At 70.4% G+C, this 15,206-nt stretch carries 16 protein-coding genes; 9 read left to right on the top strand and 7 right to left on the bottom strand.

What is annotated here, in order from left to right:
• The first annotated feature begins 52 nt into the window (after nucleotides 1–52).
• The 5 genes from AC0665_RS34540 (at nucleotide 53) to AC0665_RS34520 (ending at nucleotide 3,885) form a co-directional block, all read left to right on the top strand.
• The gene (locus AC0665_RS34540) at nucleotides 53–1,033 is read left to right on the top strand and encodes a ribose-phosphate diphosphokinase (RefSeq protein WP_363119384.1); all 981 of its coding nucleotides are present in this window, start codon (nucleotides 53–55) and stop codon (nucleotides 1,031–1,033) included.
• 171 nt (nucleotides 1,034–1,204) lie between these two features.
• A complete protein-coding gene (locus AC0665_RS34535; protein WP_468414362.1) occupies nucleotides 1,205–1,801 on the top strand; it encodes a 50S ribosomal protein L25/general stress protein Ctc in 597 nt (198 codons plus the stop codon).
• Nucleotides 1,802–1,870: 69 nt separating this feature from the next.
• The gene (gene pth, locus AC0665_RS34530; protein ID WP_468414364.1) at nucleotides 1,871–2,473 is read left to right on the top strand and encodes an aminoacyl-tRNA hydrolase; all 603 of its coding nucleotides are present in this window, start codon (nucleotides 1,871–1,873) and stop codon (nucleotides 2,471–2,473) included.
• Nucleotides 2,474–2,527: 54 nt separating this feature from the next.
• Nucleotides 2,528–3,019 carry a hypothetical protein gene (locus AC0665_RS34525; protein WP_468414366.1) on the top strand — a complete coding sequence of 164 codons (492 nt, stop codon included), beginning with the start codon at nucleotides 2,528–2,530 and terminating at the stop codon, nucleotides 3,017–3,019.
• 152 nt (nucleotides 3,020–3,171) lie between these two features.
• Nucleotides 3,172–3,885 (top strand): LPXTG cell wall anchor domain-containing protein, encoded by a 714-nt coding sequence (locus AC0665_RS34520; RefSeq protein WP_478706567.1) that lies wholly within the window; start codon nucleotides 3,172–3,174, stop codon nucleotides 3,883–3,885.
• A gap of 64 nt (nucleotides 3,886–3,949) precedes the next feature.
• On the opposite strand, the gene ppc is transcribed toward AC0665_RS34520, so the two are convergent.
• Complete coding sequence (gene ppc / locus AC0665_RS34515; protein WP_478509406.1) at nucleotides 3,950–6,682, bottom strand: phosphoenolpyruvate carboxylase; 2,733 nt, start codon at nucleotides 6,680–6,682, stop codon at nucleotides 3,950–3,952.
• Nucleotides 6,683–6,970: 288 nt separating this feature from the next.
• Here ppc and AC0665_RS34510 point away from each other — a divergent pair, with 288 nt between their 5' ends.
• Both AC0665_RS34510 and AC0665_RS34505 read left to right on the top strand, forming a co-directional pair.
• The gene (locus AC0665_RS34510; protein WP_468414370.1) at nucleotides 6,971–7,990 is read left to right on the top strand and encodes an acyl-CoA desaturase; all 1,020 of its coding nucleotides are present in this window, start codon (nucleotides 6,971–6,973) and stop codon (nucleotides 7,988–7,990) included.
• Nucleotides 7,987–8,664, top strand: a complete 678-nt coding sequence (locus tag AC0665_RS34505; RefSeq protein WP_403581446.1) for a TetR family transcriptional regulator — start codon at nucleotides 7,987–7,989, stop codon at nucleotides 8,662–8,664. The genes AC0665_RS34510 and AC0665_RS34505 overlap by 4 nt, the downstream gene beginning before the upstream one ends.
• Here the strand turns inward: AC0665_RS34505 and AC0665_RS34500 are convergent.
• Together AC0665_RS34500 and AC0665_RS34495 are read right to left on the bottom strand one after the other, a co-directional pair.
• A complete protein-coding gene (locus AC0665_RS34500; protein ID WP_468414372.1) occupies nucleotides 8,661–9,020 on the bottom strand; it encodes a VOC family protein in 360 nt (119 codons plus the stop codon). The genes AC0665_RS34505 and AC0665_RS34500 overlap by 4 nt on opposite strands.
• Nucleotides 9,020–9,850 (bottom strand): trans-aconitate 2-methyltransferase, encoded by an 831-nt coding sequence (locus tag AC0665_RS34495; RefSeq protein WP_468636562.1) that lies wholly within the window; start codon nucleotides 9,848–9,850, stop codon nucleotides 9,020–9,022. The genes AC0665_RS34500 and AC0665_RS34495 overlap by 1 nt, the downstream gene beginning before the upstream one ends.
• 127 nt (nucleotides 9,851–9,977) lie before the next feature.
• Between AC0665_RS34495 and tamR the strand changes: the two genes are divergently transcribed.
• Nucleotides 9,978–10,475 (top strand): MarR family transcriptional regulator TamR, encoded by a 498-nt coding sequence (gene tamR, locus AC0665_RS34490; protein ID WP_363119376.1) that lies wholly within the window; start codon nucleotides 9,978–9,980, stop codon nucleotides 10,473–10,475.
• Here tamR and AC0665_RS34485 read toward each other — a convergent pair.
• A complete protein-coding gene (locus AC0665_RS34485) occupies nucleotides 10,434–11,201 on the bottom strand; it encodes a response regulator transcription factor (RefSeq protein ID WP_363119375.1) in 768 nt (255 codons plus the stop codon). The genes tamR and AC0665_RS34485 overlap by 42 nt on opposite strands.
• A gap of 263 nt (nucleotides 11,202–11,464) precedes the next feature.
• Here AC0665_RS34485 and AC0665_RS34480 point away from each other — a divergent pair, with 263 nt between their 5' ends.
• A complete protein-coding gene (locus tag AC0665_RS34480) occupies nucleotides 11,465–11,923 on the top strand; it encodes a GNAT family N-acetyltransferase (RefSeq protein WP_468414377.1) in 459 nt (152 codons plus the stop codon).
• A gap of 55 nt (nucleotides 11,924–11,978) precedes the next feature.
• On the opposite strand, the gene galK is transcribed toward AC0665_RS34480, so the two are convergent.
• From galK to galT, 3 genes are read right to left on the bottom strand one after another with little or no spacing between them, the layout of a single operon-like run.
• The gene (gene galK, locus AC0665_RS34475; protein WP_468636559.1) at nucleotides 11,979–13,133 is read right to left on the bottom strand and encodes a galactokinase; all 1,155 of its coding nucleotides are present in this window, start codon (nucleotides 13,131–13,133) and stop codon (nucleotides 11,979–11,981) included.
• Nucleotides 13,133–14,101 carry a UDP-glucose 4-epimerase GalE gene (galE, locus tag AC0665_RS34470; RefSeq protein ID WP_363119372.1) on the bottom strand — a complete coding sequence of 323 codons (969 nt, stop codon included), beginning with the start codon at nucleotides 14,099–14,101 and terminating at the stop codon, nucleotides 13,133–13,135. Before galE ends, galK begins: the two co-directional genes overlap by 1 nt.
• A complete protein-coding gene (gene galT / locus AC0665_RS34465; RefSeq protein WP_468414381.1) occupies nucleotides 14,098–15,159 on the bottom strand; it encodes a galactose-1-phosphate uridylyltransferase in 1,062 nt (353 codons plus the stop codon). The genes galE and galT overlap by 4 nt, the downstream gene beginning before the upstream one ends.
• Nucleotides 15,160–15,206 lie beyond the last annotated feature (47 nt).

Here is a 15,206-nt window from a genome sequence, read left to right as displayed (position 1 = left end):
GGCTGCGAGGTCTCTCGACACCCAGCTGCGAAACCTCTGAGGAGACAGTGCTGTGACCGGGATCAAGACGACCGGCGAGAAGAAGTTGATGTTCTTCTCCGGCCGCGCCCACCCCGAGCTTGCGGAGGAGGTCGCCCAACAGCTGGGTGTCGGGGTTGTCCCGACGAAGGCCTTCGACTTCGCCAACGGTGAGATCTATGTGCGTTATCAGGATTCGGCGCGTGGTGCCGACTGTTTCCTGATCCAGAGCCACACGGCTCCGATCAACAAGTGGATCATGGAGCAGTTGATCATGATCGACGCGCTGAAGCGTGCGTCGGCCCGCTCCATCACGGTCATCGTGCCGTTCTACGGTTACGCGCGGCAGGACAAGAAGCACCGTGGGCGTGAACCGATCTCGGCGCGTCTGATCGCGGACATGATGAAGACCGCGGGTGCGGACCGGATCCTGACCGTGGATCTGCACACGGACCAGATCCAGGGCTTCTTCGACGGTCCGGTGGACCACCTGTTCGCGCTGCCGCTGCTGGCGGACTACGTGGGCCGGAAGGTGGACCGGAAGAAGCTGACGGTGGTGTCGCCGGACGCGGGCCGGGTGCGGGTCGCGGACCGCTGGTGCGACCGGCTGGGCGCGCCGCTGGCGATCGTGCACAAGCGGCGTGACAAGGATGTGGCGAACCAGGTCACCGTCCACGAGGTCGTGGGTGAGGTGGAGGGTCGCGTGTGCGTGCTGGTGGACGACATGATCGACACCGGTGGGACGATCTGTGCCGCGGCGGACGCGCTGTTCGCGCACGGTGCGGAGGATGTGATCGTGACGGCGACGCACGGTGTGCTGTCGGGTCCGGCGGCGGACCGGCTGAAGAACTCGCGGGTGAGTGAGTTCGTGTTCACGAACACGCTGCCGACGCCGGGTGAGCTGAGCGGGGATCTGGACAAGATCTCGGTGCTGTCGATCGCTCCGACGATCGCGAGTGCGGTGCGTGAGGTGTTCGAGGACGGTTCGGTGACGAGCCTGTTCGACGAGCAGTAGAGATCCTTTTGGGTGCGGCCTCCCTCTCCGAGTAGACTGCCGAAGTTGCTCGGCGAGGGAGGCCGTTCCCGTGTTCTCACGGGGCGGTGGTCCGTTATCGACGCGCTCTTCGTAGCAGGCCGTTCGTGGCCGGGTGACCACGTCCGTTTCTGACTTCGAGGAGTGAGTGTTATGTCCGAGGTGAAGATCTCCGCCGCCACGCGTACCGAGTTCGGCAAGGGTGCCGCGCGCCGTATCCGTCGTGAGGACAAGGTTCCGGGTGTTCTGTACGGGCACGGTTCGGACCCGATCCACCTGACGCTGCCGGGTCACGCGCTGCTGCTGGCGCTGCGTACGCCGAACGTGCTGATCGCGCTGGACATCGACGGCAAGACGAACGAGCTGGCGATTCCGAAGTCGGTGCAGCGTGACCCGCTGAAGGGTTTCCTGGAGCACGTGGACCTTCAGCTGGTCCAGCGTGGCGAGACGGTCACGGTGGAGATCCCGGTGCAGGCCGAGGGTGAGCTGGCTCCGGGTGGCAACCTGCTGGAGCACGTGCTGAACGCGCTTCCGGTCGAGGCCGAGGCCACGCACATCCCCGAGTCCGTGTCGGTGTCCGTGGAGGGTCTGGAGGCCGGCGCCTCGGTCCTGGCCAAGGACATCGAGCTGCCCAAGGGCGTCAAGCTGGCCGTCGAGGAGGACGCCGTGGTCCTCCAGGTTCTGGCCGCGCAGGCCGAGGAGGCCCCGGAGGGCGAGGAGGCCGCTGAGGAAGAGGCCGCCGAGGCCTGATCCTCCGCGTCGTCGTTTCGTCGGCCGCTGTTCCCGTGCGGGGCAGCGGCCGACGCGTATGAAGGAGACATGGACGTGACGACCGATGCCGCCGCTCCCTGGTTGATCGTGGGGCTGGGCAATCCGGGGCCGGAGTATGCCGGGAACCGGCACAACGTGGGTTTCATGGTGGCCGATCTGCTGGCGGACCGGATCGGGGGGCGGTTCAAGCGGGCCGGCCGGGCTCAGGCGCAGGTCGTGGAGGGCAGGATCGGGCCGCCCGGGCCGTTGAACCGGCGGGTGATCCTGGCGAAGCCGATGTCGTACATGAATCTGTCGGGCGGTCCGGTGAACGCGCTGCGGGATTTCTACAAGGTCCCGGTGGGTCATGTGGTGGCGGTGCACGACGAGTTGGACATCGACTACGGGACGCTGCGGCTGAAGCTGGGTGGCGGGGACAACGGGCACAACGGTCTGAAGTCGATGACGAAGGCGTTCGGTGCGGAGTATCACCGGGTGCGGTTCGGGATCGGCCGGCCGCCGGGGCGGATGCCGGTGGCGGACTTCGTGCTGAAGGACTTCTCGTCGGCGGAGCGCAAGGAGCTGGACTACTTCGTGGACCGGGCGGCGGATGCGGTGGAGGCGTTGGTGATCGAGGGGTTGGAGCGGGCGCAAAGCACGTACAACTCCTGACGTGTCACCCCGCGAGGTTGACGGGCCGTTCAGGCATGGCCAATGATCCCGCCCATGCCCGCCCGTGCCGCCTCCTCGTCTCAGGCCCCGGCCGCCTTGTTGCGGTTCGGGCGGTTCGCCGCGATGGGGACGGTCGCGGTGTTGATTCTCGTCGCGGGTGTGTGGGCGTCGTGGGGTACGGCGCAGCACGTGATGCTGACCAAGGGCCGGGAGCGGGGCACGGTCGAGGTGTCGCGGTGTGGTCCCGAGGTGTGTACGGGCCGGTACACGCCGTTGTCGCAGGGGTCGCAGCCGCGGTCGCGGGTGGTGCTGGAGCATTCGGTCGCGGTGGAGAGCGGCCGGACCTACACCGTGGTGATGAAGCCCGGCAGTGACGAGGCGGTGCGTTCGGGTCCGGCGGGGGTCCTGTACGCGTGGGTTCCGCTGGGTGGTGCGCTGTTGCTGGCGTCGGTGGTGGTGGCGGGCGGGCTGGTGCGGACCCGGGCGGCGTGGGTGCTGGCGCTGGCGGGGGTGGCGTTGCTGACGGCCGCTTTCGTGACTGTCTGAGGGGTTCCGGCGTTCTCCACGGTTGTGGAGGAACAAGCGTTGTCTGTTCGTGATTGACGGGCGTTCGGGCCAGGCTGGAAGCTGAGCCGCCCCCTCCACATCTTCCCGGTCACTTCTCGAAGATGGACTGCCTCTCGATGCGAACCCTCTCCTTGCGCAACCTCTCGCGCTTCGGCGCTGTCTGTGTCGCCGCTTCCGCGGCTCTCGTGCTCGCTCCGGCCGCCCACGCCACCCCGCCCGGTGACAACGGCACGGTGAAGATCCATGACGCCTCCACGGGTGAGGAGTTGCGCCGTAACGAGCCTCATGTGTGCGCCTTCTACCTGGACGCCTTCGGTTTCGACGGCGGCCAGGAGGTCGACTGGCGCATCGAGGCCATCCCGCCGAGTGAGAACAAGGGGGAGACGGTGAAGTCCGGTGCGCTGGCGCTGGACACGCAGGGCCATGGGCGCAGCGAGGACCTGTCGCTGCCGGACGGGCACTACAAGCTGTTCTGGAACTTCGAGGGCGAGAAGGGTTCCGCCAAGCACAAGGTGTTCTGGTCGGAGTGTGAGGACGAGCAGGAGCCCGGCGGTGCGACGCCGTCGGGGTCGCCGTCCGGGTCGGCCTCCGCGTCGCCTTCGCCGGGTGGGTCGCAGGGGCCGTCGGGTGAGCCCGGTGATCCGGGTGCGTCGCCGTCGCCGGGTTCGTCGGCGGGTGGCGGTGGGCCGGTGTCGTCGTCGCCGTCGCCGCAGGGCGGTCCGGGCGGTGATCTCGCCGAGACGGGCAACGGGGCGCCGGTGGGTCTGCTGTCGGGTGTGGCGGCGGTGCTGCTGGCGTCCGGCGGGTTCCTTGTGGTGCGGCGGCGCAGGGCGAGCCGCGGCTGACGTGGAACGGACCGTGCCCCCGAGCCCTGTGCGGGTTCGGGGGCACGGTGGTGTCCGGGGTGGGTCAGCCGGTGTTGCGCAGGCCGGCGGCCACGCCGTTGACGGTGAGCAGGAGGGCGCGGGCGAGGAGCGGGTCGGGCTGCTCGGCGGCGGCGACCGCGTCGCGCTGCCGCTTGAGCAGGGCGACCTGGAGGTAGGAGATGGGGTCGAGGTAGGCGTCGCGGATGGCGAAGGTCTGCTTCAGGACGGGCGCGGCGTCGAGGAGTTCCTCTTCGCCGGTCACGCGCAGCACCTCGCGCACGGTCAGTTCGTGCTCGGCCTTGATGGTGTCGAAGACGTGCTTGAGCTCGTCGGGGACGAGGGTGTCGACGTAGTGCTGGGCGATGCGCAGGTCGGTCTTGGCCAGGGTCATCTCGACGTTGGAGATGAAGTTCCTGAAGAAGTGCCACTGGCCGTACATCTCGTCGAGGACGGTGTCGAGGCCGGCTTCGCGCAGGGCCTTGAGGCCGGAGCCGACGCCGAACCAGCCGGGGACGATCTGCCGGGACTGGGTCCAGCCGAACACCCAGGGGATGGCGCGCAGGCCGTCGAGCGAGACGCCGGAGCCGGGGCGGCGGGAGGGCCGGGAGCCCAGGTGCAGGTCGGCGAGCTGGTCGACCGGTGTCGAGGCGAGGAAGTACGTCGGCAGGTCGGGGTCCTCGACGAGGCGCCGGTAGGCGGCGTGGGCGGCGTCGGAGACGACGTCCATGGCGGCGTCCCAGCGGGCGAGGGCCTCGTCGGACTGGCGGGGTGCGGTGTGCAGGGCGGAGGCCTGGAGGGTGGCGGCGACCGTCAGTTCCAGGTTCTCGCGGGCCAGGGAGGGGATGAGGTACTTGTCGGAGATGACCTCGCCCTGCTCGGTGACCTTGATCTCGCCTTCGAGGGTGCCCCAGGGCTGGGCGAGGATGGCGTCGTGGGTGGGGCCGCCGCCGCGTCCGACGGTGCCGCCGCGGCCGTGGAAGAGGCGCAGGCGCACCCCGTAGCGGTGGGCGACGTCGCGCAGGCGGCGCTGGGCGCGGTGGATCTCCCACTGGCTGGTGGTGATGCCGCCGAACTTGGAGGAGTCGGAGTAGCCGAGCATGACCTCCTGGACGTCGCCTCTCAGCGCGACCAGGCGCCGGTAGGACGGGTCGGAGAGCATGTCCTCGAGGATGGTGTCGGCGGCCTTGAGCTCGTCGGTGGTCTCCAGCAGCGGGACGATGCCGATCTTGGCCCAGCCGGCGTGCAGGTCGATGAGGCCGGCTTCGCGGGCGAGAACGGCGGCGGCGAAGACGTCGTCGGCGCCCTGGCACATGGAGATGATGTAGGACTCGATGACCTCGGGTCCGAAGACCTCCAGGGCGCGCTTGACGGTGCCGAAGACGCCGAGGGTCTTCTCGCCGGGCGCGTCGACGGGCGCCGGGGTGGGGGCGAGCGGCCTGCGGGACCTGAGCTCCTTGGCGAGGAGCTTGGCGCGGTAGTCGCGGGGCATGTCGGCGTAGCGCCAGGATTCCTCGCCGAGCCGGTCGAAGAGCTGGCCGAGGGCGTGGTGGTGGGCGTCGGCGTGTTCGCGGACGTCCATGGTGGCGAGCTGGAGGCCGAAGGCGGCCAGGGTGCGGATGGTGCGGGCGAGGCGGCCGTCGGCGAAGAGGCCGCCGCGGTGCTCGCGCAGGGAGCGCTGGATGATCCGCAGGTCGTCGAGGAGTTCGCCGGTGCCGAGGTAGTCGCGTCCGGCCACGTGGGAGGTGCCGTCGGCGAGGCGCTTCTTGGTGTTCTCCAGCTTCTGCCGGATGCAGGTGGCCTTGAGCCGGTAGGGCTCCTCGGCGTTGAGGCGCTTGTAGCGGGGGCTGATCTCGGGGAGGTTCTCCAGGTCGGCCTGGAGGGAGGTCAGCAGTTCCTCGGTGGCGCCGGCGTAGCGGATGGAGTTGGACAGGAAGCCGCGGAGCTCGTCGATGGTCTCCAGGGCGTCGTTGATGCCGTGCTCGTGCTGGAGGATCAGGATGTCCCAGGTGACCTGGGGGGTGACGTTGGGGTTGCCGTCGCGGTCGCCGCCGATCCAGGTGCCGAAGGTCAGGGGGCGGGTGTCGTCGGGGAGCTTGACCCCGGCGCGCTCCAGTTCGGCGGTGAGGTCCTCCAGGACGTCGCCGACGGCGCCGGCGTGCAGTTCGTCCAGGTAGTAGATGGCGTTGCGGGCCTCGTCGGCGGGCTCGGGGCGTACGACACGCAGTTCGTCGGTCTGCCAGACGAGGTCGATGTTCTCGGCCAGGCGGGTGTCCAGGCGGCGCCGGTCGGACTCGATGACCGGGGTCTCCAGGAGTGCGGCGATGCGCCGGAGCTTGTTGAGGACCGAGCGGCGTGCGGCCTCGGTGGGGTGGGCCGTGAAGACGGGGCGGACGTTGAGGTTGGCGACCGTCTCGCGCAGGTGCTCGGGGTCGGCGTCCTTGAGCCGGTCGGCGGTACGGGCGAGGAGTCCGCCCTCGGCGGCGCGGCGGGCGCGCAGTTCGCGGCCGCGGTGGACCTGCTCGGTGACGTTGGCCAGGTGGAAGTAGGTGGAGAAGGCGCGGACCAGCTTGGCCGCGGTGTCGAGTTCGGTGCCGCGCAGCAGCTCGGCGGCGGCCTCGCCGTCCTCGCGGGTGAGGCGGCGGACCTTCTCGACGAGTTCCAGCAGCTCGGGGCCCTCTTGGCGGACGAGGGTCTCGCCGAGGAGGTCGCCCAGCCGGCGGATGTCGGCGCGCAGCTCGCTGCTCGTCGTGGTGGTCTGGTCGTCGGCACTGCTCACAGGTGCGGCTCCTTGCAGTGTTGAAGCTCGTCTGGGAGGGAACCCGGACGGCGTCTCGCGCGGCGGGGCGCCGCTTACGGTCCGGTCGTCCGGAAAGAAATTCAGAGCGGACCGCGCTGTCCGACCGACTCAAGGATAGGTGTCGGCCGGACGCGCAGAGTGGTGGGCTCTTGCCGCCGGGCGACGCACTGCCATACTTACGATGCCGTAGGTTACGGAACCGTAGGAAGCACGGTTCCGGCGGCCCGGCGACTCCCTCTCCAACCACATACCCCCCAGGGGACGCGTATGACCAGTAGTTCCGATGTGATCGAGGAAGCCCCGGAGGCACCCGGTCAGCACACCGACGCCGCAGCGGACTCCGCGACGCTGGGCGGCGAGAAGAAGCGGTCCATCGAGCAGATCGCCCTCCTCCTGTTCATCATCGTTCCGTTCCTCGCGCTGCTGGCGGCGGTGCCGCTGGCGTGGGGCTGGGGGGTGAGCTGGCTGGACCTGGGCCTGCTGGTCTTCTTCTACTACCTGGGGTGCCACGGCATCACGATCGGGTTCCACCGCCACTTCACGCACGGTTCCTTCAAGGCCAAGCGGCCGCTGAAGATCGCTTTGGCGATCGCGGGGTCCATGGCGGTCGAGGGGCCGCTGGTGCGCTGGGTGGCCGATCACCGCAAGCACCACAGGTTCTCCGACGCCGAGGGCGACCCGCACTCGCCGTGGCGGTTCGGGGAGACGCTTCCGGCCCTGATGAAGGGCCTGTGGTGGGCGCACATCGGATGGATGTTCGACGAGGAGCAGACGTCTCAGGAGAAGTACGCCCCGGACCTGATCAAGGACAAGACGCTCCGCAACATCTCCCGCCAGTTCGTCCTGTGGACGGTGGTGTCGCTGGGGCTGCCGCCGCTGATCGGCGGTCTGGTGACGATGTCCTGGTGGGGCGCCTTCACCGGCTTCTTCTGGGGTTCGCTCGTCCGGGTGGCCCTGCTGCACCACGTGACCTGGTCGATCAACTCGATCTGCCACGCGGTCGGCAAGCGCCCCTTCAAGTCGCGTGACCGCTCGGGCAACGTGTGGTGGCTGGCGGTGCTGTCCTGCGGCGAGTCCTGGCACAACCTGCACCACGCCGACCCGACCTCGGCGCGGCACGGTGTGATGCGCGGGCAGCTGGACTCCTCCGCCCGGCTGATCCGCTGGTTCGAGATGGCGGGCTGGGCCTACGACGTGCGCTGGCCGTCACGCTCGCGTATCGATTCGCGCCGTCACACCGGGGAAGGCGGCTCCCAGCGAGGGAAGGAACCCGCCGAGGCGGCATGATGGTCGCTGTGGCGACCGACTCGAGCAGCACCCCCAGCAATGACAAGCCGCGGCGAGTGCGTCGCACCCGGATGACCGGTGCCGAGCGCCGCCAGCAGCTGCTGGAGATCGGCCGTACGCTCTTCGCGGCCAAGGGGTTCGAGGGCACCTCGGTGGAGGAGATCGCGGCGAAGGCCGGGGTCTCCAAGCCGGTGGTCTACGAGCACTTCGGCGGCAAGGAAGGGCTGTACGCGGTCGTGGTGGACCGGGAGATGCGGCGCCTGCTGGACATGGTGACCAGCTCGCTCACGGCCGGTCACCCTCGCGAACTGTGCGAACAGGCGGCGTTCGCCCTGCTGGACTACATCGAGGAGTACACGGACGGATTCCGCATCCTGGTCCGTGACTCCCCCATCCCGCAGTCGACGGGCACGTTCGCCTCGCTGATCTCGGACATCGCCACGCAGGTGGAGGACATCCTGGGCCGCGAGTTCAAGAGCCGCGGCTTCGACCCCAAGCTGGCCCCGCTGTACGCCCAGGCGCTGGTCGGCATGGTGGCCCTGACCGGCCAGTGGTGGCTGGACGTGCGCCGGCCGAAGAAGGCCGAGGTGGCCGCGCATCTGGTGAACCTGGCGTGGCACGGCCTGGACGGCATAGAGGCCAAGCCGCACCTGATAGGTCGCCGCAAGGCCTAGGCCGGTTCGAGGAACTCCAGGCGGTTGCCGACCGGGTCCTGGGTGTAGAACCGCCGGTGGCCGGGCAGGGCGGAGTCCCACACCACGCTCGCGCCGCCCGCCTCCAGCCGGGCGGCGCAGCCGTCGATGCCCGTCACCCGCAGCCCCGGGTGTGCCTTGCGCGCCGCCCGGAAGTCCTCCTCGATCCCGAAGTGCAGCCGCACCGCCCCGGCCCGGAACCAGCAGCCGCCCCGCCGGGCGAGCTCGGGCGGCTTCGGGATCTCGCTCATGCCGAGGACGCCGACGTAGTACGCCCGCAGCCGCTCCTCGCTGCCGGGCGGGGCGGCGAGCTGGACGTGGTCGAGGGCGGTGATCATCAGCCCTCCTTCCGGGCCACGGCGAACACGCGGCGGAACGGGAACGGTGTGCCGTGCGGCCCGGCCGGATAGGCCTCGCGCAGCGCCGCCCGGTACTCGGCGACGAAGGCCTCCCGCGCCTCCGGCTCGTCGGCGAGCGCGGTCAGCACCGGTCGCAGGCCGGTCCCCTTCACCCAGTCGAGCACCGGGTCGCTCCCCTCAAGCAGGTGGATGTACGTCGTCTCCCACACGTCGGCCGCGCAGCCGAGGGACGTCAGCCGCTCCAGGTAGGCCTCGGGGGTCAGGACGGCGTCGGCGTGGCGCAGGGTGCCGGCGAGCCGGCCGCGCCAGCGCGGTGACGCCGCGAGTTCGCGCATGAGCCGGTGGCTCGGGGCGTCGAAGTTGCCCGGCACCTGGAAGGCGAGGGTTCCGCCGGGTTCCAGCCCGGCCACCCAGTCGGCGAACCGCTCGACGTGCCCGGGCACCCACTGGAGCGTGGCGTTGCTGACGATCAGGTCGTACGGCTCGTCGGGCGTCCACGTCCGTACGTCGGCGTGCGCGAAGTCCAGGCGCCCGCCGCCGGAGGTCGGCCCCTCGTGATCGACGTGGGCCTTGTCGAGCATCTCGGGCGAGTTGTCGTAGCCGGTGATGCGGGCGGTGGGCCAGCGGGCGGCGAGCAGCGTGGTGACGTTGCCGGGACCGCAGCCGAGGTCGGCGATGCGGGGGCGGCCCGCGGCCGGTCGCGTGGGCGGGTCGGGGACGCGGGCGAGGAGGTCGGTGAAGGGGCGGGCGCGGTGGTCGGCGTGCCGGAGGTACTGAGCGGGGTCCCAGGTGGGGGCGGCTGCGGACATGGGTCCTCCTGTTGTCCTGGTGGTGACCGCGAAGGGCGCGCACCCAGCGTGATCGCTGAACTATCTTGATGTCAAGACGCTTGACATCAAGAGACTCTACGTCGACACAACCACTACACTGATCGTCATGGAGGACGAGGTCGATCGGCTGGTCGCAGCGTGGCGCCGGGAGCGCCCGGACCTCGACGTGGAACCGCTCGAGGTGCTCAGCCGCGTCAGCAGGCTGGCCCGGCATCTGGACCGGGCGCGACGGCTGGCGTTCTCGGAGCACGGCCTGGAGCCGTGGGAGTTCGACGTGCTGACGGCCCTGCGCCGCGCGGGCACGCCGTACCAGCTCTCGCCGGGGCAGCTCCTCACCCAGACCCTGGTCACCTCGGGCACGATGACCAACCGCATCGACCGCCTGGCCAAGAAGGACCTGGTGGAACGCCTTCCGGACCCCAGTGACCGCCGGGGCGTCCTGGTCCGGCTGACGGAGGAGGGCCGGGACCGCGCGGACCAGGCCCTGGCGGGGCTGCTGGACCAGGAGCGCGCCATCCTCGCGGAGCTCTCCCGGGCCCAGCGCGGTGAACTGGCGGCGCTGCTACGCCAGCTGACCGCCCCGTTCGACAACATCCCCGGCTAGGTCGACGGGACCGACCCCGGCCCGCCGGGCGAGGGCGACGGCGGCGAGCGTGGAATGCACGCCGAGTTTGCCCAGGACGTTCTGCATGTGCGTCCGCACGGTGTGCGGTGACAGATACAGGCGCTCGGCCACGGCCTTGCGCCCCAGCCCCGCGACCATGCACCGCAGCACTTCCCGCTCACGCGGCGTGAGGGACTCCACGAGCCGCTCGCTCTCCGTGCGGTGCTTGCGGGCGGCGGTGAGCTCCTTGAGCACGCCGGTCAGCAGGGCGGGCGGCAGATGGGTCTCCTCCCGCAGCACGCCCCGGATGACCGTGAGCAGCCGGGACAGCGAGCAGTCCTTGGCGACCCAGCCGCAGGCACCGGCCTGCAGGGCGAGCGCCGCCCGCCGCGGATCGTCCTTCGCGGCGAGCACCACGATCCGTACGTTCGGCTGCGCGGCGCGCACTCCCGTGACGAGGGAGATCCCGTCGACGAGTCCGTCCTCGTTGCCCTCCTGCACGGGTACGGCCGGGCGGGCGCCCGGCACCTTGCCGCCCAGATCGGCGTCCACCAGCAGCACGTCGAACCGCCGCCCCTCGGCGACCGCGCGCTCCAGGCTGCGCAGCGCGGCCGGACCGCTGCCGGCCGCGGAGACCTCGACATCGGGCTCGGCGGCCAGGGCCGCCGCGAGTGACTCGGCGAAGATGCGATGGTCGTCGACGACCAGGACTCGGATGCGAACCACGAAACCCCCTTACCCGAGCTCTTGAAGAGCAGGGGATACCCCAGCACCGGAGGATGATCACCGCACAGGTACGACGCCGGAGTGTCCGGATCCGCGCAGCCGCACGGCCGCCGCCGTGCAGTAACCGCTACCCCCACCCCGGGCGTCGTACCCGGCTGTTTCGCCCCCTGAACGGCACCGGCCCCCACCGGTGCTGTTCATCAGGGTACGGACGGGGGCCCGGAGCGGAAGGTTATTTGCAGAACTGACTGTCCGACGCGTTTATGGTGTGCCGCATGTTCCGTCTTGAGACAGAAGTCGACAAGGCCCGACGTGATCTGCTCCGCACCCGGCTGCGGGACACGAACACAGCCGCCTCTCCCATCCTGCGCGCCCTGCGGGGAACCCCGGACGAAAAGGACGTCCCCTTGCATGTGTGGGCTGTGAACGACGAGGACGAGAACCTCGCCGGAGGCCTGGTGGGCCACACCTGGGCGACCTGGCTCCACGTGACCTACCTCTGGGTCGACGAACGCCATCGCGGCAGGGGCCTGGGGGCGCGGCTGCTCGCGCGGGCGGAACACCTCGCGACCACGTCCCGGGGCTGCCGCTCGGCCCGCCTGGAGACCTGGGACTTCCAGGCCCCGCGGTTCTACGAGAAGCAGGGGTACGAGGTGGTGTGCGTGGTGCCGGACTACCCGCCGGGGATCACGGAGTACATGCTGACGAAGAGGCTGGTCTGACCGGGACGACGACGGCGGCGCCCCCGCCGGAGCGGGGCGCCGCCGTCGCGGTCGGTCAGTGCAGTCGGCCGGCCCCCGCCGACGGGACCGCTTCGAAGACGCGGGGGGCCGTGAAGTCCGCCGCCGCGAAGGCCTCCGTGACCGCCTTGGTGATGGTGTCCACGTCCGCCTCCTCCGCGAGGACGATCGCCGAGCCGCCGAAGCCGCCGCCCGTCATGCGGGCGCCGAGGGCGCCGTTGGCCAGGGCCGTGTCGACGACCAGGTCCAGTTCCGGGCAGGAGATGCGGAAGTCGTCGCGGAGGGAGGCGTGGCCCTCGACGAGGACGGGGCCGATCGCGCGGGTCCGGCCGGACTCCAGCAGGGAGACCACGCGCTCCACGCGCGCGTTCTCCGTGACGATGTGGCGCACCAGGCGGCGGACCTCCTCCTCGTCGCCCAGGCGGGCCAGCGCCGCGTCCAGGTCGGCGTAGGGGACGTCCCGCAGGGCGTCGACGCCCAGCAGGGCCGCGCCCTTCTCGCAGCCCGCGCGGCGCTTGCCGTACTCGCCCTCGCTGTGGGAGTGCTTGACCTGCGTGTCGACGACCAGCAGGCGCATGCCCTCGGCCGCCAGGTCGAAGGGGATCTGGCGCTGGGAGAGGTCGCGCGTGTCGAGGAACAGGGCGTGTCCGGCCTCGCAGCAGGCCGACGCCGTCTGGTCCATGATGCCGACCGGGGCACCGACGTAGACGTTCTCCGCGCGCTGGCACAGACGGGCCAGCTGCCAGCCCTTCAGGCCCAGTTCGTACAGGTCGTTGAGGGCCAGCGCGACCACGACCTCCAGCGCCGCCGACGACGACAGACCCGCGCCGGAGGGGACCGTCGAGGCGAGGTGGATGTCGGCGCCCGTGACCGGGTGACCGGCCTCGCGCAGCGCCCACACCACACCCGACGGGTACGCCGTCCAGTCGCGGTCCGCCTCCGGCTCCAGCTCGTCGACGCGCAGTTCGACGACCCCGCCCTCGACGTCCGCCGAGTGCAGGCGCAGCACGCCGTCCGTGCGCCGGGAGACGGCCGCCACGGCGGTGTGCGGCAGCGCGAAGGGCATCACGAAGCCGTCGTTGTAGTCGGTGTGCTCACCGATGAGGTTGACGCGGCCCGGGGCCGCCCAGACACCCTCGGGAGCGGCTCCGTAGAGCTCCTCGAAACCGTCCCGCACCTGTTGTGCGCCCACTACTGCTCCCTTGCGATGTTCTGCGCGAAGTCCCACGCGTCCGCGACGATCCCCGCGAGGTCCGCGCGGGACGGGTTCCAGCCCAGCTTCTCGCGGGCCGTGTCGGCCGAGGCCACCAGGACCGCCGGGTCGCCGCCGCGGCGCGGGGCGACCACCTCCGGGATCGGGTGGCCCGTCACCGTACGGACCGTCTCGATGACCTCGCGGACCGAGAAGCCGTTGCCGTTGCCGAGGTTGCAGATCAGGTGCTCGCCGGGGGCGGCGGCCCGCAGCGCCAGCAGGTGGGCCTCGGCCAGGTCCGCGACATGGATGTAGTCGCGCACGCAGGTGCCGTCCGGTGTCGGGTAGTCGTCGCCGAAGACCGAGATCGCCTCGCGCCTGCCCTGCGCGACCTGGAGGACCAGCGGGATCAGGTGGGACTCGGGGTCGTGGCGCTCGCCGTACGCGCCGTACGCGCCCGCGACGTTGAAGTAGCGCAGCGAGACCGCGCCCAGGCCGTGGGCCGCCGCCTCGCCCGTGATCATGTGGTCGACCGCGAGTTTCGAGGCGCCGTAGGGGTTGGTCGGGGACGTGGGCGCCGACTCCACGATCGGGACCTGCTCCGGCTCGCCGTACGTGGCGGCGGTCGAGGAGAAGACCAGCGTGCGCACGCCCGCCTCGCGCATCGCGGCCAGCAGCGCCATGGTGCCGCCGACGTTGTTGTCCCAGTACTTCTCCGGCTTCACGACCGACTCGCCGACCTGCGAGGACGCGGCGAAGTGCAGGACGCCGTCGAAGGAGGAGTCCAGCCATTTGGCGGCGTCGCGGATGTCGCCCTCGACGAACGCCGCGCCGGCGGGGACGCCCTCGCGGAAGCCCGTGGAGAGGTTGTCGAGGACGACGACCTCGTGACCGGCCTCCAGCAGGTGCTGCGCGACCACGCTGCCGACGTATCCCGCGCCGCCCGTCACCAGGTACTTCCCGCTCATGAACTCGCTACCTCTCGCAGTCGCTCGGCCGCGCGCTCCGGCGGCACGTCGTTGATGAACACGTTCATGCCGGACTCGGAACCCGCGAGGAACTTCAGCTTGCCGGAAGTGCGGCGGATGGTGAAAAGCTCGAGGTGGAGCGCGAAGTCCTCGCGCACGACGCCGTCGAACTCCTCCAGGGAGCCGAACGGGGCCTGGTGCCAGGCCGCGATGTAGGGCGTGGGGGGTTCACCCGCTCCGAAGATCCGGTCGAAGCGCCTCAAGAGTTCCAGGTAGACCTTGGGGAATTCTGTGCGCGCGTCCTCGTCGAGGGCGAGCAGGTCGGGGACGCGGCGCTTGGGGTAAAGGTGCACCTCGTAGGGCCAGTGCGCCGCGTACGGCACGAAGGCCACCCAGTGTTCGCCTTCCAGGACGACCCGCTCGTCGGCGAGTTCGCGCTCCAGGACGGCGTCGAAGAGGTTCTCCCCGCCGGTCATCTCCTTGTGGGTCGCGGCCGAACGGAGCATCAGCGCCGTGCGGGGGGTGGTGAAGGGATAGGCGTAGATCTGGCCGTGCGGATGCCCGAGGGTCACGCCGATCTCGGCGCCCCGGTTCTCGAAGCAGAACACCTGCTCGACGGACGGGAGGTGGGACAGCTCCGAGGTGCGGTCCGTCCACGCCTCCAGCACCAGGCCGGCCTGCTCCTCGGTGAGGTCGGCGAAGGACGCGTTGTGGTCGGAGGTGAAGCAGACGACCTCGCAGCGGCCCGAGTCGCCGGCGAGCGAGGGGAAGCGGTTCTCGAAGACGACGACGTCGTAGGCGGAGTCGGGGATCTCGCTGAGCCTGTCGCCCTCGGAGGGGCACAGGGGGCACTCGTCGGCCGGGGGGTGGTAGGTGCGGCCCTGGCGGTGGGAGGCGATGGCGACGGAGTCGCCGAGGAGGGGGTCGCGGCGGATCTCGGACGTGGTGACGGTGCGGTCCAGCGGCCGGCGGTCGGCCGCGTCCCGCACGCTGTCGTCACGCAGGTCGTAGTAGATGAGCTCGCGACCGTCGGCCAGCCGGGTCGAGGTCTTCTTCACGCCGGACTCCTTGTCCTTCAAACAGAACCCAACATATCAAAACACAA

Source organism: Streptomyces sp. NPDC043685 (assembly GCF_056436585.1).
The sequence above is the reverse complement of the archived record's forward strand: the minus strand, read 5'-3'. Positions and strand labels throughout refer to the sequence as shown.